At 55.5% G+C, this 20,075-nt stretch carries 15 protein-coding genes; 6 read left to right on the top strand and 9 right to left on the bottom strand.

Annotated elements, in window-relative coordinates; genetic code table 11:
• Window positions 1-163 precede the first annotated feature (163 nt).
• Window positions 164-1,759, bottom strand: coding sequence for an arylsulfatase (locus SH248x_RS18560; protein WP_459555808.1), 1,596 nt, complete (start codon window positions 1,757-1,759; stop codon window positions 164-166).
• Between the two features lie 208 nt (window positions 1,760-1,967).
• Between SH248x_RS18560 and SH248x_RS18565 the strand changes: the two genes are divergently transcribed.
• Window positions 1,968-3,062, top strand: coding sequence for a type 2 periplasmic-binding domain-containing protein (locus tag SH248x_RS18565; RefSeq protein WP_459555809.1), 1,095 nt, complete (start codon window positions 1,968-1,970; stop codon window positions 3,060-3,062).
• 135 nt (window positions 3,063-3,197) lie between these two features.
• Here the strand turns inward: SH248x_RS18565 and SH248x_RS18570 are convergent, their stop codons facing one another.
• Window positions 3,198-3,623: a hypothetical protein gene (locus SH248x_RS18570; RefSeq protein ID WP_459555810.1), complete on the bottom strand. Its 426-nt coding sequence runs from the start codon at window positions 3,621-3,623 to the stop codon at window positions 3,198-3,200.
• 368 nt (window positions 3,624-3,991) lie between these two features.
• On the opposite strand from SH248x_RS18570, the gene SH248x_RS18575 reads away from it, so the two are divergent.
• Window positions 3,992-4,870: a type IV toxin-antitoxin system AbiEi family antitoxin domain-containing protein gene (locus tag SH248x_RS18575; RefSeq protein WP_459555811.1), complete on the top strand. Its 879-nt coding sequence runs from the start codon at window positions 3,992-3,994 to the stop codon at window positions 4,868-4,870.
• Here SH248x_RS18575 and SH248x_RS18580 read toward each other — a convergent pair.
• Both SH248x_RS18580 and ilvD read right to left on the bottom strand, forming a co-directional pair.
• Window positions 4,841-5,731 (bottom strand): nucleotidyl transferase AbiEii/AbiGii toxin family protein, encoded by an 891-nt coding sequence (locus tag SH248x_RS18580; RefSeq protein ID WP_459555812.1) that lies wholly within the window; start codon window positions 5,729-5,731, stop codon window positions 4,841-4,843. The two genes, SH248x_RS18575 and SH248x_RS18580, sit on opposite strands and share 30 nt — an antisense overlap.
• A 19-nt stretch (window positions 5,732-5,750) precedes the next feature.
• The gene (ilvD, locus tag SH248x_RS18585) at window positions 5,751-7,448 is read right to left on the bottom strand and encodes a dihydroxy-acid dehydratase (protein ID WP_459555813.1); all 1,698 of its coding nucleotides are present in this window, start codon (window positions 7,446-7,448) and stop codon (window positions 5,751-5,753) included.
• A 202-nt stretch (window positions 7,449-7,650) separates the two neighbouring features.
• Here ilvD and mprF point away from each other — a divergent pair, with 202 nt between their 5' ends.
• Window positions 7,651-10,398: a putative bifunctional lysylphosphatidylglycerol flippase/synthetase gene (gene mprF / locus SH248x_RS18590; RefSeq protein WP_459555814.1), complete on the top strand. Its 2,748-nt coding sequence runs from the start codon at window positions 7,651-7,653 to the stop codon at window positions 10,396-10,398.
• A 1,033-nt stretch (window positions 10,399-11,431) separates the two neighbouring features.
• On the opposite strand, the gene SH248x_RS18595 is transcribed toward mprF, so the two are convergent.
• The gene (locus tag SH248x_RS18595) at window positions 11,432-12,073 is read right to left on the bottom strand and encodes a hypothetical protein (protein WP_459555815.1); all 642 of its coding nucleotides are present in this window, start codon (window positions 12,071-12,073) and stop codon (window positions 11,432-11,434) included.
• A gap of 634 nt (window positions 12,074-12,707) precedes the next feature.
• Entirely contained in the window at window positions 12,708-13,361 is a 654-nt protein-coding gene (locus tag SH248x_RS18600) for a 3-keto-disaccharide hydrolase (RefSeq protein ID WP_459555816.1), read from the bottom strand.
• Between the two features lie 359 nt (window positions 13,362-13,720).
• On the opposite strand from SH248x_RS18600, the gene SH248x_RS18605 reads away from it, so the two are divergent.
• Window positions 13,721-14,806, top strand: a complete 1,086-nt coding sequence (locus SH248x_RS18605; RefSeq protein ID WP_459555817.1) for a glycoside hydrolase family 76 protein — start codon at window positions 13,721-13,723, stop codon at window positions 14,804-14,806.
• On the opposite strand, the gene SH248x_RS18610 is transcribed toward SH248x_RS18605, so the two are convergent.
• From SH248x_RS18610 to SH248x_RS18620, 3 genes are all read right to left on the bottom strand, one after another.
• The gene (locus SH248x_RS18610; protein WP_459555818.1) at window positions 14,781-15,509 is read right to left on the bottom strand and encodes a transposase; all 729 of its coding nucleotides are present in this window, start codon (window positions 15,507-15,509) and stop codon (window positions 14,781-14,783) included. The genes SH248x_RS18605 and SH248x_RS18610 overlap by 26 nt on opposite strands.
• Before the next feature lie 234 nt (window positions 15,510-15,743).
• Complete coding sequence (locus SH248x_RS18615) at window positions 15,744-15,887, bottom strand: hypothetical protein (protein ID WP_459555819.1); 144 nt, start codon at window positions 15,885-15,887, stop codon at window positions 15,744-15,746.
• Window positions 15,888-15,922: 35 nt separating this feature from the next.
• A complete protein-coding gene (locus SH248x_RS18620) occupies window positions 15,923-16,204 on the bottom strand; it encodes a transcriptional regulator (RefSeq protein ID WP_459555820.1) in 282 nt (93 codons plus the stop codon).
• A 334-nt stretch (window positions 16,205-16,538) separates the two neighbouring features.
• On the opposite strand from SH248x_RS18620, the gene SH248x_RS18625 reads away from it, so the two are divergent.
• Together SH248x_RS18625 and rpsU are read left to right on the top strand one after the other, a co-directional pair.
• The gene (locus SH248x_RS18625; protein ID WP_459555821.1) at window positions 16,539-19,397 is read left to right on the top strand and encodes a hypothetical protein; all 2,859 of its coding nucleotides are present in this window, start codon (window positions 16,539-16,541) and stop codon (window positions 19,395-19,397) included.
• A gap of 181 nt (window positions 19,398-19,578) precedes the next feature.
• Complete coding sequence (gene rpsU / locus SH248x_RS18630) at window positions 19,579-19,779, top strand: small ribosomal subunit protein bS21 (protein ID WP_459555822.1); 201 nt, start codon at window positions 19,579-19,581, stop codon at window positions 19,777-19,779.
• The last annotated feature ends 296 nt before the right edge of the window (window positions 19,780-20,075 follow it).

Here is a 20,075-nt window from a genome sequence, read left to right on the forward strand (position 1 = left end):
AGCCGCTTCTTTGCATTGCGAGACGACAGCTCTGATCTGAACTCTGATGGCCTCGAAATCGGGTGGCTGGGTCAGGATCGTTAGCTGACCCCAGTCGAGCGCGCATTAAACGCCAGACTCGACGAATCCTTTTTATCCTCGATCACTCGCGAGATAACAACCGTTACTCCCCCCTCGACACCTTCACCGACTCCACAATCTCATCCCGCTCCTTCACCCACAACGCTTCCAACTCCTTCACCCTCTCCGGATGCTCCCCCGCCAGATTCTTCGTCTCCGCCCGATCTGTCGACAAATCATACAACTCCCACTCCTCTCCCTTCGCAGCAACCAGCTTCCAGTCCCCCTGCCTGACCGCCCGATTCCCCTCATGCAGCCACCACAACGACTCCCGCTCAATGACGACATCTTCCTTGAACGACGCGACCAGACTCTTCCCCGGCGCAACGGAAATCGCTTCCCCTTCCCAAATCGTCGGCTTCGTCACCCCGGCCACCTCCAGCACCGTCGGCACGATATCAATCAGATGAGACGGCGTATGACGCAACTCCCCCTTCGCCTTGATCCCCCTCGGCCAATGCACAATCAGCGGCGTACTGATCCCCCCTTCATGCACCCAGGTCTTATGCCGACGAAACGGCGTATTCGCAGCACTCGAAAACCCAGGACCCAAACACAAATAGCTCTTCTGGCTCCCCGGCTCCGCGCTCTGATCATGTCCCCCGTCGCGGACCATGATCTCCGCACTCGCGCCATTGTCCGACGCAAAGAAGATCAGCGTATTCTCCAGCTCCCCCGCCGCTTTCAACTGCTCGACGATCCGCCCGATCTCACGATCCATCCGATCAACCATCGCCGCATGAATCGCCATCTTCTTCGCCTGAAATCTCTGCTGGACCTCATTCAGCTCGACCCACGGCAACGGACGATTCACTTCCCCCGGCCCCAGCTTTTCAAACGCATCCGCAAAGTGATACGGCGGCCCGACCTCAACTTCCAACTCCGACAGCGATGTCGTCATCAACCCCAGCCCTTTTTGCTTCGCATAACGCGATTCTCTCAACAGGTCCCACCCCGTCGCATACGCACCCTCGTACCTCGCAATATCCTCCGGCATCGCATGCAACGGAAAGTGAGGAGCAATGAACGCGACATAACTGAAGAACGGCCGGTCGGCGTACTTCTCCTGATGCTCCCTCAAACAATCAATCGCATGATCCGCAACCGCGATCGTCGAGTAATACGGCTTCGTCTCATCCACATCCTTCACCGGCACATCATCGATCGCGTTCCCCTTCATCGTGAAGAAGTTCCCCTGATTGCGCATGTCCAACGACCGATCAAACCCCGCCTCCAGCACCTTCCCGTCGATATGCCACTTCCCACTGTGATAACAGCGATAGTCCTTCCCCTTCAAAAACTCCGGCAGCAACCTCGCCCACTCGGGCCGAGAATTCTTCCCCCCATTCCCGCCTCCAAATCCCGGCAACCCATCCCGATGCACCTGCTGCGCATAGTACCCTGTCATCAACGCCGCCCGGGATGGCCAGCATCGCGCCGTGTTATAAAACTGTGTATAACGCAACCCATTCGCAGCCAATCCATCCAGCACCGGCGTCGCAATCTCCCCGCCATAACACCCCAGATCCGAATACCCCAGATCATCGGCGAGAATGAAAACAACATTCGGCGACTTAACCTCCGCACCAATCCCCAGCCGCCCCACCATCAACATTATCAATACAGCCAGAATTCGCATCGAACCGTTCCTCCTCACAATGACTCAACCCTCTAACAACGATCGTAACGATGCCTTGCCTGAGGAGCTAGTCGCAACTTTCACACACACGATTTGCCAAACAGACAATTTCCCATTAGCAATAGTTGAGAGCACATGCCTATGATCCAGCGTGGCTGATTTCTCAACCCAATCAACCCTTCGCCACAAGGACGAAAGCCCGCCCCGAATGACGAATCGTATCCGATCTCCGCTTCACCTCCTGATCGCCGCATTCGCTATTCTCTTTTCCCAGAACACCGCCTTCAGCCAGCCCCATCCCGCTCCCATTAAAGTTCGCGTCGTCGTTCATGCGTACGATCAGGTCGTCATCATCCAACCCGACGGCAGCTACGCCGGTCTCGAAGTCGACGCCCTCCGCGCCGTCGCCCACCGGCGCAACTGGGAATGCGAATTCACCGAGGTCCCCGACCTCGAAACCCTCATCCAGACTCTCGAAAAAGGCGAAGCCGACGTCGGTCTCGCGGGCCTCACACCGACTCTCGAACGCGAGCAGCGCGTCGATTTCTCCTACCCATATCTCAAGACGGGTTACTCCGTCATGTCGCCGCTCGTCGACCCCGTCCCGCTGTGGGAACGCTGCCTGATCATTCTCCCGCCCGTCTTCGGCCTGGTTGCCATCACCGTCATCATCGCCATCCTGGCCCGCTTCACCGAACACAAAGAAGGCGAGCCCTGGTGGGAACACACCTGGGACGCCAGCCTCCGCGTCCTCCAGGTCATGCTCGGCGGCGCCCCCACCGACATCAAAAATGACCGCGTCGATCCCAACGCCAAAGAGCTCCGCATCCTCGGCCTCGTCACCGTCGCCATCGGCTGGCTCATGGTCACCACCGTCGCCGACAGCTGGGTCCGCTTCCACCGCGCCGCCGACCGCGTCCCGATGTACTCACGCCTCGACCAACTCCGCGGCATGAAAGTCGGCACCAAAGACTACAGCTCCTCCGTCGGCCTCCTCGAACGCAACGGCATCGAAAAGATCCGCACCGTCGCACATATCGACGACCTCGTCACTGGCCTCAAATCCAACCACTTCCAAGCCGTCGTCTTCGACACCCACGCCCTCACCCACATCCTCGAAAAACACAACGCCAAAACCGACTTCGGCGTCGCCGACCCCTTCACCTACCAATACGACGCCATCGCCACCCGCCCCGCCTGGCCCCACCTGGAAGAACTCGACCAAACCCTCCTGGAACTAGAAGAACTCGGCATGCTCACGATGCTGCAACAACGCTACTACCCGGAACTGCAAGTCCGGTGATTTGCATAGTCTTCCCTCTTGTCCCTTCTCCCCCGGGGAGAAGGTGGCGGCGCTTCGCCGACGGATGAGGGACCTCTGCGAAGTTCACAACGCAACCATGCAGCTAATCAGATCCCGTAGGGTCTGTGCGGACCATCAATCCGCATTCGATGCCGAATCCCCCTGCAGCTCCATCGGCGACACCGGTGGTCTCAACATCAACCATGGGAATGGTGCTAGAACCAAAAAGATCCAGCACAGATACGCTGGATAAAAAAATTCTCGCATCGACCACGCAGACATCTTGAAGCGTGGCGGAAATATCATTTCCCAGGCAAAGACAAAAATAGCTGTCGTCACAACATAGACGAAGACAAGTTTCCACGCAGTGGCAGGTCGTGAAGGCGAAGCAAAGCGAACCCACCCAAAAAGCGCGGATACAAACCCAATGACGATGACCAGTCGTATATCTCCCAGCGCTCCCCCCACAGCCGCGGCGGCCCCGAAACCACAGAATCCCATCATCTGGGCTGCTCGCAGCCCCTTCTTCACTTCAACCGGCGGAAACATCTCTTTTGACATCCCCATCGACTCTCCTATCAGCAACAAACCCCTGAACCATCCTGATAAACCCGCAGCTCCACCCCCTTCAAATACGTCTCCCTCGCCAACAAAATGCCTTTATTCGCGAACATTTGAGATGCTGTTCGCCCTTTGGTTTGGCTGGCAAGAGTGAACATATCTGACCAATCGTCATTGAACTTAAGCGTTCCATGTAGTATTTATACTACATGGAACATGTTAATGATGTCAATATCTTTGGTTGTTAATTTTTATTCTCTTTTGTGGTAACACGATACGACAGATTCGTGGAAATATGCAGTTGAAACAAAGTCATTTACAATGGTATAATGCGTTACAAGTAACGCATTATACCAGGAGAAGTCGCATTGGCAGGTCGTACACGCTTATCGATTGCTAAAAAAGACATCGAATCTGAGTTTGATCAGCAAGGGCGAACCATAATCTCACAGCGAGACATTGCGAAAATTCTACGAGCAAATCGTGATTTTTGGCGTTTAACAGAGGCGACGACGGTTCGAATGTTTGTCGAGTTTCTTGTCAAATCTTCGAAATTAAGAAGACACCTGTTCCCATTTCCTCATAGAAAAGTGATCCTGTTTTCATGGGGAGATGTTACACGTTGGGAAGTACTCAATAATCTTCACTCAGACGCTTATTTCTCGCACCTGACTGCAGCAAATCTACACGGTTTAACATTGCAGGCACCAAATTCGGTTTATTTGAACGTTGAGCAATCGAATTCTGGTATCGGTGCAGAGTTATCGCAAGAAGCAATAGATCGAGCATACAGTGGAAGCTGCAGGACAACATCAAATTTCGTTACTTACGAAGACTTGACGATTTACTGGCTTAATGGAAAAAACACCGATCGACTTGGGGTGAAAGAATTCCAGCACGGTGATTTACGCTTGAATGTCACCGATCTGGAACGAACTTTAATTGATTTAGCAGTGCGCCCCATTTATTCCGGAGGAGTCTTTGAAGTAGCTGAAGCATTTTCTAATGCAGCTGACAGGGTATCAGTCAATCGAATTGCTTCATATCTTCGGCGAATGAACTACGGATATCCGTTCCATCAATGCATCGGATTCTATTTAGAACGAACAAAAAAACTCGAGAACTTTCAGCTTCGAATGCTCAAAGACTTTGGATTTGAGTTCGACTTCTATCTCACGCACGATATGCAAGATACAGTGTATGTGCCTGAGTGGAGATTATTCGTACCAAAAGGTCTCCAGCTTTAAGCACTGCTGGGCAATGAAGTCAAAGTACTCGTCAAAACTCAGAAGGATCTTTCCTGGTTTAGTCGTATCAATAACCAGTCGAAAATCCTGTGCATGAAATGCTCTTGTTTCCGAAAGGCGTTCGAGGAGGTTCAAAGGGACGTGCTTGGCTTTAAATGTTGCAGCTAGTTGCGTACGGAATGCTTGCGAATGAAAGGAAATTTCCTCAGCCATCAAGCACGTATGAATGTCGACAAAATCTCTTGGGCGAGGACGATTATGGCTGCGTACCAGACTGGCGTATTCTGGGAACTGCTGACAGATTGCACGAAGCTTTTCGCAAACAATGCTTGTTAAACTGTAAACGAACAACTGATAGCCATCAAAATAATGAATTATCTTTCCACCACAATATTCATGTTTACTGAAGTCAATCGAGAATACTTGGGACAGGTTAGGCGCTGGTCTCAGAGCCACTCGTCGCCTTTGCTCAAGTGACATGCTTCTGCTATCAAGAGAAGAATCGATTTTGAACTCAAGTTTGTAGCCACCCCAAAAGCCGATCATGTCATCAGACATGATCGGTGGCACACTTGAAAACTTTACGTCGAATACCGATAACCCCTTCTCAGAAAAAACCAACTGAAGTGATGAGGTCAATTCACGCTCAACGAACTGAATATCTTCAAACTCATCCTCAATCGAAAAGTCAAGATCTTGGGAAGATCTGGTGGAAATTCCATATACCAGATCAAGCGCATTTCCTCCTTTGAAAACTACTTTCTGCATAATGCGATCATTTGAGACTACTGCGATAACAGTGAGCCTCTTGATTTGATCTATATCAAATGTCGAAATTGCTCGATCTTTTTTACGAGACATAACTGTTTAAGCTCCCCCCTCACTCATCCGTCACACACCCCTCATTCGCCTGCTTCACCGTCCGGATATACCGCGCCAGCACTCCCTTCGTCACCCGAAACGGCGGCATCACCCATTCGCTTTGTCGTCGCGCGAGTTCCTCATCGCTGACATGCAGCACGATCTCGTTCTTGATCGCATCGATCGTGATCATATCCCCGACCTGCACCAGCGCAATCGGCCCGCCGACCTGGGCCTCTGGGGTGACGTGGCCGACGATGAAGCCGTAGCTGGCTCCTGAGAAACGCCCGTCTGTAATCAAGGCGACGTCCTTCCCCAGTCCCGTCGCCATGATCGCAGAAGTCGGGGCCAGCATCTCCGGCATCCCCGGACCACCCTTGGGCCCTTCGTACCGAATAACAACGACGTCCCCCTTCACGATCTCCTTCTTATGCACCGCTGCGAGCATGTCTTCTTCGCAGTCGTAAACCTTCGCAGGTCCCGTAAAGACTTCCCCTTCTTTCCCTGTAATCTTCGCGACCGCCCCTGTCGGCGAAAGATTCCCGAACAGAATCCGCAAATGCCCCGTCTTCTTGATCGGCTTGTCCAGCGCCCGGACAACATCCTGCCCCGGCTTGAGATCCGGCAGAGCCGCTAGATTCTCGGCCACCGTCTTGCCCGTCACCGTCAGACAATCCCCGTGCAGCATCCCTTCTTTCAGCAGATACTTCATCACGGCAGGTGTTCCCCCGACGTTGTGCAGATCGATCATCGCATAACGCCCCGATGGTCGCATGTCCGCAATCAGCGGTGTCTTCTCGGAAATCGCCTGGAAGTCCTGCAGCGTCAACGGAATCTCCGCCGCCCGAGCCACCGCCAACAGGTGCAGAATTCCGTTCGTCGACCCACCCAGCGCCATCATCGTTACAATCGCGTTCTCGATGGACTTTCTTGTCATGATGTCGAGCGCACAGATATTGTGTTCCATCAGGTATTTGATCGACGAACCGATACTTGCACACTCCTTCGGCTTGGCGTCATCCTCAGCCGGGATCGACGACGAATACGGCAGCGTCATCCCCATCGCTTCCATCGCGACCGCCATCGTGTTCGCCGTAAACATCCCCCCGCAGGCCCCCGGCCCTGGGCAGGAACTCCGATTGATCGCCCGACGTTGCTCGTCATCAATCTGCCCCGTGGCATACTTCTGATACGACTCGTTCGAGTCCCCCACATCCAGCGGCTTGCCGTTCAGACACCCCGGCTTGATTGTCCCGCCGTAGACGATCAACGTCGGTCGATTCAACCGGGCCGCCGCCATCAGACACCCAGGCATGTTCTTGTCGCAGCCCGGCAGCATCACGAGCCCATCGTAATAAAACGCGGAAGATTGCGTCTCAAACGAGTCGGCGATGGTGTCGCGCGACGGCAGAGAAAACGACATCCCCTCGGTTCCCATCGCGATACCATCGGAGACGCCGATGGTCGAAAACCGCATCCCGAGTAAACCTTCGTTCATCACTGATTCGCGGCAAAGGTCACTCAGACGTGACAAATGCATATTGCACGGGTTACCATCATAGGCCACTGCCCCGATGCCGACTTGTCCCTTGCTCATGTCGTCATCTTTTAATCCCGCCGCATAAAGCATGGATTGTGACACCCCAGCCGTCTTCGGTTGAGTCAGTCGAGAGGAATAACGGTTCAGTCCGGAGTTCTGGAACGGCTGGATACTCATCGATGGGCGTCTTTCGATGTAGGGTGGAAACAATTGCAGGGATTTAAAAGATCATAACAACGAGATAAAGAACGTCGAGGATTCGCATCAGGGCGAGCCGATCAAAGAGGCGGGCTGCCTCAAACTGACGTCAGGACGATGCTTGATTTGAGATCGAACCGGCTTTTTAGCCATGTCCTGAGACTTGCTGCGGGCGAATCTAATGACTCAACGAATTTCAAGTTCGACAATCTTCCGTCGCTGGGTCGTCCCTGGCCTGACGTGTTTGATATTGATTGTCGCGATCATCTTCCTGCGCAAAGAGCTCAGCTCGATCACGCTGTTGCAGCTGCGTGAAAGCCTCACCCGCATCACCCCGATGCAGCTCCTCGCCTGCGGTGTTCTCGCGCTCGTCAACTATGGCATCCTCGTCATCTACGAATGGCTCGCCAACCGTGAGCTCGGCAAGAACCTCTCCTGGGCCAAGACCACCATGGTCTCGTTCCTGGGCTACTCGATGAGCTACAACTTCGGCCCCCTCCTCGGTGGCTCGACCATCCGCACCCGCCTCTACGGCTCATGGGGATACTCCGCGACAGAAATCGTCGCCATCATCGCAATGCTTGGTGCGACCTTCTGGATCGGCCTGCTCACCCTCGCCGGCGTCCTCTTTGCCTGGGATCCGATCGCGATGCCCCAAGCCCTCGCTCTCCCCTGGTCCGTCCGACCGATGGGAATCGCCATCCTCGCCGGCGTTGCCCTCTGGCTGGGACTGACGGCCTGGCGCCGCACCCCCATCACCCTCGGCAGCTTTGAACTCAAGCTCCCCTCGCTCTCGTCCACGATTTACCAGATGCTCGCCTCCGTCGCAGAAATGCTCACCTGCGCCGGCTGCTTGTACGTCCTCCTACCCCCCGGTGCTCCCGTCAACTTCATCCACTTCACCGAAGTCTTCCTGCTCGCCGTCCTCGCCATGGGCGTGACACAGATCCCCGGCGGTCTGGGCGTCTTCGAATTCGTCGTCATCAGCCAACTCCCCGGCATCCAGCCCGACCAGCTTCTCGCGACCCTCCTCACCTTCCGCCTGATGTACTTCATCATCCCGCTGGCGATCTCCCTGTTGACTCTCGCCGTCTACGAACTCGCCGGCTACCGCAGTTCCGTCAGCAAAGCCTCCGCAGGCATCTCGTCTGCTTTGAGCATGATCGGCCCGACCGTCGTCTCATTCGGAACCCTCGTCGTCGGAGCCATCCTCGTCCTCTCCGGTGCAACCCCCGCCCTTGAAAAACGCTTCGAGTTCCTCGTCGGCATTCTCCCCCTGCAAGCCGTCGAAGCCTCCCACTTTCTTTCCAGCCTGACCGGCACCTGCCTCCTCGTCCTCGCGCGACCTCTCCAGCGCCGCATGCGAGCCGCCTGGTGGATCACCGTCGGACTCCTCGTCGCCGGGACGCTCTTCTCGCTGATGAAAGGCCTCGACTTTGAAGAAGCCTTCTCCTCCATCTTCCTGCTCGCCGTCCTCCTCGCCTGCCGTCGTGAGTTCTACCGCGTCGGCTCCATCACGACTCCCAGCCTGACGACTCAATGGATGCTCATGGTCGCTGTCGTCGTCATCTCCTCGATCTCGCTGGGCCTGTTCGCCTACAAGCACATCGACTACTCCAACGACCTCTGGTGGCAGTTCGAATTCAACGGCCACGCCTCCCGCTTCCTCCGCGCCGAACTCGGCGCCATCCTCTTGTTGTTCATCTTCGGCTTGAGCAAACTCCTCGGCAGCGGCCGAGTCGACGAAACCCACGCCCCGACCATCGATGAGATCACCAAAGCAACCCCCATCGTCGCCAGATCAAAACGCGCCTCCTCCAACCTCGTCTACCTGCGAGACAAAGCCCTCCTGTTCCACCCCAGCGGCGAGTCCTTCCTCATGTACGCCGTCAAAGGTCGCAGCTGGGTCGTCATGGGTGACCCCGTCGGTCCGCAGGAACAATGGCCCGAACTCATCGGCCAGTTCCGCGACCTCGTCGACCGCTACGACGGCTGGCCCGTCTTCTATCAGGTCTCCGCAGAAACCATGGGCGTCTACGTCGACCAGGGCTTCTCCCTCCTGAAACTCGGAGAAGAAGCCCGCGTCAAACTCGCCGACTTCAGCCTCGAAGGCAAACGACGTCAGGACTTCCGCACCGCCCGCAACAAACACACCAAGCAAGGCTTCACCTTCAAAGTCCTCGCCACGAACGAAATCACGCCCTACCTCGCCCAGCTCAAGTCCGTATCCGATACCTGGCTGAAGTCCAAGAACGGCAAGGAAAAAGGCTTCTCCCTCGGCTTCTACGACGAAGACTATCTCCGTCGCAGCCCCTGCGCGATCGTCGAGAAAGACGGCGTCGTCCATGCCTTCGCCTCTCTGTGGATGACCGACGATCCCGAAGAAATTGCCATCGACCTCATGCGCTACATCGGCGACGACCGCAGCGGCATCATGGACTATCTCTTCACCGAACTGCTCATGTGGGCCAAAGCCAAAGGCTACGTCTGGTTTCACCTCGGCATGGCTCCCCTCTCCGGCATCGAAGGCGGCAAACGCTCGCCTCTCTGGAACCAGGTCGCCTCCCTCGTCTACCGCTACGGCGAATCCTATTACAGCTTCGAAGGCCTGCGAAACTACAAGAACAAGTTCGATCCCATCTGGACCGCTCGCTACCTCGCCTCCCCCGGCGGCTTAGCACTCCCGCGAATCCTCAGAGACATGACGACGTTGATCAGCCGAGGTCGCAAGAACCGCGCCGTCGTCATCGATCAGAACGATTCCTCGAACTCCTCCAGCAACGATTCAGAAATCAACCCTGCCCTCAAAGCGAGTCCCCTCGAGACTCCAGCGGATCGCCTCGTCGACGAGCCCTTGAAAGGCCGGCCCGGCGCCCCCCATATCATGCAGCGCGGTGGGAAGTTCGAATCGTCGGTACGGAGTCTTTAACGCCTCCAGCCAGGCAACATCCCCCATCGGGTCCAGCCCCGCAACAAACTGCGCCACGTGTAAACCATCCAGCCCCGGCGCCATGTCCGTCATCGCAAAGCTGTCCGGCCCTGTCGGCAGCACCCCCAGCAGATCACTCGTCTCCAGCCCAAACCGCCCACGCGACGCCGGGGCAGCGAGCAACAACCCCACCAGATTCTCTGGACGCCTCGACGACGAAGCCGCCGCCACCGACTGCTCGGCCCCCGTCGACCACCCGCCATACCAGATCGGAATATCCTGATCGCACCCCGTCCGCTCATAGACCGCATCCACAGCCGCGACGAATCCGTCAATCAGATCATCATGCGTGAACTCGCGCGTCGTCACGTACTTACGATAATCCCAGCCAATAACCGCAAACCCCGCTTCCGATAAATGCGTCGCTGTCTTCTCCTCCCAGTAAGACCACCCCCCATTCCCCGTCCCCAGCACCACGATCCCCAGCGGCTGCTCGCGCAGACAATAAAACAGCCCCTCAAACTCCGGCTGCTTCGGCGGCAACTCAATCTCCAGCACTTCTCCCCGCGCGTCATAACTCCGCGGCAGCACCAGATGCAGCACAAACCGCACTCCCAGCACGAGAATAAGTAACATCAGCCCCAGCAACACCCGCGTCGTCAACACACGACGCGACTTGGCTTTGGCAGACAGTGATCCAGCAGGGGCAGTCTCAGAAGCGCTCATGATTCAGCCGGTGGGAAGAAAGAGGAAGGCAGGTTGGCTCGGGGAAGGCTTCCGATCATAAACACTTACTTGTATTCAGAAAAGCATATCGCTCCCTTCTCCCCCCGTGGAAGCAAGGAGTTCACTCTCGTCGAATAGACGAGAGTGAACGACGCGGTAGTCTTCTCAGGAAATGGTGCCCGAAGGGCGGATGAGGGCAACGCGCCAACAAGCCAACCTATTCTCTCCAATCATTGAGGGCAAATCTCAGTCTCAACGGCCTCGTCCGAACTCCGGGTGCCACTGGCTCCGCCAGTGCTCTTCGAATTCATGCTTTGTGATACCACAACCGGATTTGACGCCAGCGTTTGATAAGCCATCCCTCTCGATAGCCTGAGTCGTAGGTATCATCTGGTTCTTCATCAAGTTCATGACGTTCCAGAACCTCGCCACTTTTGAGATCGACTCCGAGTGAGTACCACTTTCCACACTCATTCACCGTGACACAAACAAGTCCCCCTTTCAAACGAATCTCATTGAGATCGTAGAACGTTCCATCAATCCGCCACAGCCTGATGTCATCTCGAAACACCTCGACAAATTCTCGACTCACCAGAATGACGAGTTCACTTACAGGGTCATAAACAGCAGATCCGGTCGTCACATAGGTCTCAACGCAATAACAGGTGGGCTCGGTGACATCGACACGATAGAGCAAACCATCACTCAAGACGGAAACATAATTTGTCCGATCATCGGCGAAAGGTCCGTCTTCCATCTGCATTCCATGACAGTCACCATACGCAAAAACTCCCACCCAGTTCTGACCGCAATCCGGTTTCACTAGGTACAGCGCTCCCCCTTTCCCGCCTTCTATGCTCGCCCCAGGATAATAGTAGACCGGAACCCCCGGCATATTCGGCAGCTGAACCAAAGGCACAACGTCATAATCGCGATTGTGTTTGCTCATCCCCACCTGACAATTCAAACAGCCCCAGGTTCAACAATCGGGTGCCACTGGCTGTGCCAGTGCTCTTCGAGTTTCATAACGAACACCAACTTCACATCCCCCCTCCTCCGCGGTTCAAAAAACTGATTCTCAGACTGACTGTCTTAAAACTCCCCGCCGAATCCCCGTCTAAAAACAACCCTCACCCCACCAACGCGTTACGACAACACCCACTCCGCAACCCACTTTCCAGCGACCTCAAAACCACCCCAACAGCGCAACACTTCCCGTATAGATAGAGGGACCCTGCGGAGTGCACGACCACATGGTTCCGACCATTTTGAATCCAACGAAACTCAATCCAGGAGAACCACCATGCATTGCGCAACAAAAAACGCCCACAGAAGCTTTCACTCCCCGCAGGCGTCTTTTTCTTTTGTCCCTTCTCCCTTGAGGGGAGCCGTCTTAAATCCTTCTCCCTTGAGGGGAGAAGGTGTCGGCGCTTCGACGACGGATGAGGGTGAGCTCAAGGCACTTACCCGCGCACATTGCTCACCAGCACAACGGGAGGGCGAGGCTCCGTCCGAGCCGCTGTCCCGCGTTGCAACCACACACCAACGGAATGATGTCGAGTGGTGTGCAGGTATCGTCACCCTTAGTCCTTCAGCGGCATCACTTCCGCCTTGCGGATCTCAACCTTGCTGCCTGGATCGTGTTGTTGAAACGCGAAATGGCCAGCAGGGTAAGTCTTCTCGAAGTCGTAGTACTCATACAGTTCTTCGCCATCGAGGGAGAACTTGATGCGGGTCATGTCCCGGCCACGCCATTTGTCGTCGCTGACTTCGACTTCATAAGTCATCCAGGTGTCTGGCTTGGCGAGTTCTTTGTAGATGTGGCACATGCCGTACAGCGATCCGGTGCGGATCGGGTCGGTGTGGCTGCTGTTGATTTGCGCTTCGTAACCATCCATGAAGCCCGGTCGGCGGGTCGTGCGGAAGTACAGACCTGAGTTCCCTTTGTCGTTGATTTTGACTTCAGCGCGGTACTTGAAGTTTTTGTAAGGACCAGTCGTGTTGACGAGCATCGAAACATCGCCGGTACCGACGATGACCCCATCGACAACTTCCCACTTGCTCTTGCCTTTACCACCAATCTGCTCCCAGCCGTCCAGGGTCTTGCCGTCGAAGAGGGCAGTCCATTCCTTCTTCTCTTCTTGAGCAACAGCATTGGTGACAGTCAGGCTGCTGGTGATGACCAGGGCAGACAGAACAAAAACGAGCGAGCGGAGGGAGAGAACAGGACGCTGCATAGCGGGTTTGCCTCATCGAAAATTTTGCAGGAAGGAAGATCGTTGAACTCTCGCCAGCGAGAGCAGACGCGGTCGCCAGACTGTCGCGCGCAGACGGTCCAAAAACAAGTCGACACTGACAAAATCTGACACTTCCGTTGTACCATGTTATCAGGGGCGACGGTAGCGTTTGCCTCGTTTGACACAGACACAATGACACATTCGGATTTCTCGATCTCGACCCTCCTGCCAACATTTCACGGCACGATCCTGAACTTTCAATCGATATTTCACCCGTTTTCCAATAGCGAGTCGGCCCGTCTCGTGTTAATTCATAGTTCCTGCCTTCCATTTTCCTCCTGCCTGGAACCCTGCCTGTGATGACCTCTCGATTCTTCAAAGCCCTCCTCCTGCTGGTTGTGATCACAACAACCGCAACCCGCTGCTTCGCCGTCACTCCCGAAGAAGCCGACGCCGCCTTCGACGCTTTCAATAAAACGTTCTGGGATGCGAAAGAGAAAGTCGTCCGCAAAGACCTGCGTGGCGAAACAAAAGCCGACTTCTGGTTCACCGCCCAGATCTGGGATGTCGTCATGGACCAGTACGACCGCACGGGCGATCCCCAAGTCAAACAGCAGATCGATGACCTCTACGACGGCTTCGTACGCGATAACCCCGACTGGACGAAGAACAAATTCAACGACGACATCATGTGGTGGGCCATCGCCTGCACACGCGCCTACAAGATCACCGGCAACGAGCGCTACCTGACCAAGGCCAAGGAAAGTTTCGACTTTGTCTACGACAACTTCCTCGACGACAAATACGGCGGCGGCCTGTACTGGATCAACGAACGGACCTCAAAAAACACCTGCCTCAACGCCCCCGCCGTCATCGCTGCAGTCCGTCTCTCAGTTCTCCTGAAAGATCCATCGTACCTCGACAAAGCCAAAAGCCTCTTCGCCTGGCAGAAGAAAACCCTGACCGACGGCACGGGCAAGATCTTCGACAGCATCGGCCGCGACAAAGCCGGCAACGATAACCATGTCGCCAGATTTTCCCTGACCTACAACCAGGGAACCTACATCGGCGCCGCCGTCCTCCTCTACCAGCAAACCAATGACCAGACCTACCTCGACGACGCCGTCAAAACAGCCCAATGGACCAAAGACAATCTCTGCCGGACCGACGAACGCATCCTCCAGCCCGAAGGCTCCGGCGACGGCGGTGCCTTCAAAGGCATCTTCGTCCGCTACATGAAACTGCTGATTGATGACTGTAAGCGCGAAGAATTCCGCCCCTTGATGGTGACCAACGCCAACGCCGCCTGGAAAAACAAACGTGGCAACCTCTATCTCTTCGGCGAAGACTGGTCCCAACCCGCCGGCAGACGCATCCAAAGCCACACCTCCGCCAGCGGCTTAGCCGTCATCCTCTGTTTCACAGAAGCAACTCCCTCCCCGTAGGGTCCGCTGTGAGGCCGGTGTTTTCACTTCCCAGCCCCTTGATTCGCTGAATTTGATTCCTCGTGCCGATCCCCCCCCCCCCGCAACGCGGGGCGCTTCGGCGTGGTTGTCTTCGCTGGCATGTTGTCTTCGCTGCCGGGGGGATGACCTGCCCGCTCACGGCTTCGTCCAGACAGCGCTGCAAGGTGGCTTCGCGACGGAACGAACTGCTCCCCGCCGAGGCACGCACACGCATCCCGTCCTGCGCGATGCTCTCCAGTTCGATCAACCCTTCATGCAGCAGCGAAGCCACACTCTGCGTCAGAAGCTGATCCAGGAACGCGGCGTGTTGAGTGCGGAAGTCCGACAGCGTGTGATAGTTGACCGTGATGCCGCCGAGTATCCATTGATACGCGACATCCGTATCACACAGCCGATCCAGACGACGCGCCGAGCCAACCCCCTCGATCGTCGCATACAACCACAACGCCATGAGCACCTGCGGATCAATCGCATCCCGCCCCGGCTGACCAGGCACCGCGTTAATCGTCTCATACAACGCCGACAGATCCAGCGACCCGACGAACGCCACCACCAGCCTCACGCGATGGTCAGAGGCAATCAACTGATCCAACGCCCGCGGCTTCCACTCCAGTTGCCTGCGCTCAGGCCGCTGCACCCGCACCTGCTTTTGGGACTTGATCTGCCGCTGTTCAGAACTCATAACCCACTTCCCTGCTGACGACGTTACTCGACCCCACGCCCTCATAATAAAATCCCCGACAGAGAAAAATTCACACTCTCTATGCGGACCGTTGATCGGCATCAGCTTTGAGTATCGCGATGAATGCGGATGTTTGACGACAGAGATTCTATTTGTCGCCATGCGAATTGACGGTCCGCACAGCGGACCCTACACGATACAAATTTCCAATGAAAAATTCCGTATTGGATAAGATCAGGTGTGCTCTTCTTTGCCATCAACTTCGCTCAGACCATGTCGCTTGCAGAACTCGTCAATGAAAACTTCGAGTTCCTGGCCTTCGACGCCGTCGTCTAAATCTATCAACGATGCGGCGATCGCAAGCACATCTTCGTTCATATCGGATTCCTGCATCTATCGGGCTAGAAGAACCTCTACTCCTCCAACCGTCCCTTCAATTCATCTCGCTCTTTGCGTGTCACTTCCAGATCAAACATCAGGTACTTGATATCCAGTCGCAGCTGCGACAAGGCTTCCTGGACGAGTCCGAGGATTCGTCGTCGTCGACGGACGCAATCGACGACCTGGCTGTAGGCGAGTTCCAGATCCTGGCGGTATTGTTCCGGTAGCGAGTGAATGCGCTGTCCCAGATGGGTCAGTTCGCGCGGGAGCTCATCGATTCGATTGTCGCTGAGGGAAGTCTTGGAACTACTCATATCACCGCGCCCTTATGGACCCCGTTTTGACTGACGGTTGGGGTCTTCGGATCGAAACGATTCTAACGTGTCTGTCTGATTTCGTTCATTGTTGGCATCAGATCAGTACGAACGCAAGCGTTGGATTCCGAGAAATCGCGAGGACAGGGCTTTCTGGCAACCCGAAGTGATTTGTTGAAAATTGGCAACATCCTACCCGACTTCAGGATTGGTCTGTCCTGAAAAATTGGTTTTCGAGTACATTCTCCAGCCCCCCGAATGAATCACAGGGGCTCAGATTATGAATCCAGAAAGACAAGGACGTCGCACGTTGCGTGGAACCGGAGTAACTCTGGTGATCACTCTCCTCGCCGGGCTGCTCTGCCCCGACGTCGTCGCTGCGCGCGATTTTCACTTCGGCTTCGATGATCCTCAGGTCTCCTGGAAGCTGATCCGCAATGAATCGGCCGTCCGGATTTCCATTCACGATCGCACGAACGCGCTGCGTTTTGAAGGTGCAGCCGCCGAGCAGATCCAGATGGAATCCAATGCCCGTGATGAAGTTGTGATCTTCGAGCACGAACTCCCTGCTTCCAGAATCCTCGATGAATTGAGTGTCTCGCTGGCGGTTCGAGCCTCTCATCCGGGTACGCAAATGTACCTGCGGGTCGTTCTTCCCCGCATGATCGACCCGACGACGGGCCAGCCTCTCGTCAAGCACATCAACGGCGAAACGCTTCAAGAATCAGGTCGCTGGCAAACTCTCACCTGTAAAACGACTGACAACGCCATTGCTCGCGAGCAGATCCTGTGGCGTGCCCAGCACCCCGGCGTTCTCCTAGATACACGCGATTTGTATATCGACCGGATCTATCTGCGCATGCCGATCTCTCAGGGAATCAGTGAGCTGCTCATCGACGATCTGCGGTGCGGCCCCCTCGTTCCGATCGCGACAGAAATGGCTGCTCCCCGACAGGAAAGTGTCAAGCACGTCTCACTCCGGGCTGATCGTCTCCTCGTCGACGATACTCCCTTCTTTCCTCGCATTCTTCCCTCTCACGGCGAGACTCTCGATCAGCTGAAATCCTCTCGCGCCAACGTCATTTACACCGACGGCTTGCTCGATAACGAAACGATCGAAGCCTTCCGTCTGGCAGGTATGTGGACCACATCGACACCTCCCTGTCTGCGAGATGGCTCTGGCGAGATTCTTGCGGCTTCGCTGGCCCTGAACTCTCATCAGGCGAAAGTCCCGGATGGACTTCTGTTCTGGACTCTTGGCACCCGCGTCGGCAAAGAAGACCGCAGCGACATGCTTCGGTGGATCGATCAGATTCAGGGCAGCCAGCCAGTGCATCCGCGCCCGATCTTCGCCGACATCTCCTCAGGTGTTGATCTCTATTCTCACGATCTCGACTTCCTGGGCATCAGTCGTCACGTCATGCAAACCTCGATCACGCTCGAGGAATACCGTGATTACATGAATCGTAAAGCGACGATCGCGGCCCCCGATGCTTTGCGTATCAGTTGGATCCAGACGGACCCTCACAGCGTTTACAAGACCCTCCGCCCTAATGCGATTCACCCGGTCACCATGGAACCCGAGCAGATCATGCTCCAGGCGTACACCGCGATCGCCAGCGGCTGCCGAGGGATCGGCTTCTGGAAACAAACGCCTCTGAGTTCCGCCACCCAGGACAGCTCCGACCAGCCTGCTCTCAAAGAGCGCGATCTGGCGATCGAACTGGTCAATCTTGAACTCGAACTCCTGGAAACATTCCTCGCGACCGGCGATAGCATGGGGAATATCGATGTCTATCTCACCGCTGCCGGGCAGACGCCCCAAGCACCGTCTCGCACGACATCAATGTCCTACCACAGCGGAGCCAAGCCAGCCAATTCACTTTCACCTGCAACGTCAAAGACCGATATCCAGGCGGCCGTCATCCACTGTCCGTATGGCTGGCTGATTCTTCCGATCTGGTTTGGTCGTGATGCCCAGTATGTGCCAGCTCCACTGACCGCCCGCGAATGTAAGATGATTGTCCACGGCATTCCCGAAACAGCGGTCGCGTTGCAGATCTCGCCGACAAGGGCTGACAAGCAAAGCGTCGGACGTGCCCGCAAAGCCGGCGGACTGGAATTGACGCTCACCGAACTGGACATGACCTCGGCCATTTTCGTCACCACCGACCAAAATGTTCAGGCCCAGATCGAACGCAAGATCGCCAAACTTCGCGAACCAGCTGCCCGCTTGACTCTCGAACTGGCCCGTGCCAAATACCTGCGGACGAAAGCGGTCATCAACGAACTCGCGGCTTATACTTCAAACGTCAACATCTACAGTGCGACGCTGAACCGGACGATCCCGGAGCTGTTGAATCGCTGCGAACAGAAGTTGTCGAGCAGCCAGTTCCACTCTGCACGCATGGATGCTCAGGAAGTCATGAGGATCTGCCGTGGGATTCAATACGAATTCTGGTCGAACTCGGTTGCGAACCTGTCGCAGCCCCCGTCCTCGCTGGATGCCCTCTGCTTTCAGACCCTGCCTGATTACTGGCGTCTTTCCGACCGCCTGAAGCTCAAGGAGAGCAACAGTCTTAAAAACGTCCTGACCAGCGGGACGTTCGAAGATCCGGCTCTCATGGCCCAGGAAGGCTGGGAGCGTCTGGAGGAGCCGCGTCCCGATGTCACTCTTATCAGTGAACTGGCTAGCCGCCAGGGCCACAACAGCGATTTCGCCCTCCGCCTGGCCGCCTTTCCGGTGGAGAAGGAACATTACCTTAATATCACCGAGCCATTGACCCGTTTGATCACTCCTGCCTTCGATGTCCGCGCAGGAGAGACGGTGATTGTGGAAGGCTTTATCCGCACGCCGACGGCTGTCAATCTGTCTGAAAACGCCTTCCGCATTTATGACAACCAGGCTGGATCGGTCGCTGCGCTCCGCTACACCAACGTCGACAACTGGACTCCTTTCCGCATGGTCCGATCGATCCATCAGGATTCTTCGTTCTTTGCCGTCTTCGATCTCTCCGGCCTGGGGGATGTGCTGCTCGACGACGTCGCGATTAAAGTTGTCCCTGCTCCGGAGACCGTCGTCACGTCTCCTGCGCCGCTTTCGACGGAAACGGAAGACAAAACCGCCCGCAATCCGGCTTGGGATCTCCTCAAAGGGTTGCCTAAATTCACGCCCGAGAAGCAAACACCTTGAAAATGCATCCGGAACGGCTTTCTTTTCCCGTTCACACGCTTGGCAGAACGCCCTCGCGCCGATATGATGTCCGATCCTTCGCAGAAAAAGTCTGCGCAGTTACTTGAACAATTTCGTGATGCCAGATTCATCACGACCCAGATACCAAATTAAGACACTCGGTTTCGAAAGGATCTATTTCGTGGTTAAGTTGCGGTTGCGTGATAACGAGCATGTGTCGGATGCGGTCAAACGATTTCGTAAACTGGTCGAACACAGCGGTATCAAAAAAGAAATGCGCCGTCGCGAATACTACGAAAAACCAAGCGAAACCAAGCGCCGCGCCCGTCGCCGTGCTGAACGACGCGACCTGATGGCCCGTAAACCTGGCGGCTCCGCCTAGTTTCTTGGACGGCTGTTCACAATAAGATCACGAAAAGGCACACTTCCTGGTGTGTCTTTTTTGTTGCGCGGAGGCTTCCTTACGATCGTTGAGCCGGGCACAACTAGAATTTCAGGTAGAGCCCATACGATTGAATTTGTCTGCCTATTTTCTCCAGACTGTGCAGCAGCAGCCTTGGAACAGCTGTTTTCTGTAGCGTTTGTATAGATTGTGGGGTCGCTTTCGTTGGTGTTGACCACGTATTGCTCCCCTACGCTTGTTAGAGACCTTGCCACCATCTCAAGTCGGATAATCGG

The sequence above is a fragment of the Lacunimicrobium album genome (genome assembly GCF_052161635.1).
GTDB lineage: Bacteria > Planctomycetota > Planctomycetia > Planctomycetales > Planctomycetaceae > SXPC01.

Bases quoted from the DNA above. Each gene is read 5' to 3' on its own strand.
- SH248x_RS18560 (WP_459555808.1), bottom strand. From the start codon at position 1,759: ATGCGAATTCTGGCTGTATTGATAATGTTGATGGTGGGGCGGCTGGGG.
- SH248x_RS18565 (WP_459555809.1), top strand. From the start codon at position 1,968: ATGACGAATCGTATCCGATCTCCGCTTCACCTCCTGATCGCCGCATTC.
- SH248x_RS18570 (WP_459555810.1), bottom strand. From the start codon at position 3,623: ATGTCAAAAGAGATGTTTCCGCCGGTTGAAGTGAAGAAGGGGCTGCGA.
- SH248x_RS18580 (WP_459555812.1), bottom strand. From the start codon at position 5,731: ATGTCTCGTAAAAAAGATCGAGCAATTTCGACATTTGATATAGATCAA.
- ilvD (WP_459555813.1), bottom strand. From the start codon at position 7,448: ATGAGTATCCAGCCGTTCCAGAACTCCGGACTGAACCGTTATTCCTCT.
- mprF (WP_459555814.1), top strand. From the start codon at position 7,651: ATGACTCAACGAATTTCAAGTTCGACAATCTTCCGTCGCTGGGTCGTC.
- SH248x_RS18595 (WP_459555815.1), bottom strand. From the start codon at position 12,073: ATGAGCAAACACAATCGCGATTATGACGTTGTGCCTTTGGTTCAGCTG.
- SH248x_RS18600 (WP_459555816.1), bottom strand. From the start codon at position 13,361: ATGCAGCGTCCTGTTCTCTCCCTCCGCTCGCTCGTTTTTGTTCTGTCT.
- SH248x_RS18605 (WP_459555817.1), top strand. From the start codon at position 13,721: ATGACCTCTCGATTCTTCAAAGCCCTCCTCCTGCTGGTTGTGATCACA.
- SH248x_RS18610 (WP_459555818.1), bottom strand. From the start codon at position 15,509: ATGAGTTCTGAACAGCGGCAGATCAAGTCCCAAAAGCAGGTGCGGGTG.
- SH248x_RS18615 (WP_459555819.1), bottom strand. From the start codon at position 15,887: ATGAACGAAGATGTGCTTGCGATCGCCGCATCGTTGATAGATTTAGAC.
- SH248x_RS18620 (WP_459555820.1), bottom strand. From the start codon at position 16,204: ATGAGTAGTTCCAAGACTTCCCTCAGCGACAATCGAATCGATGAGCTC.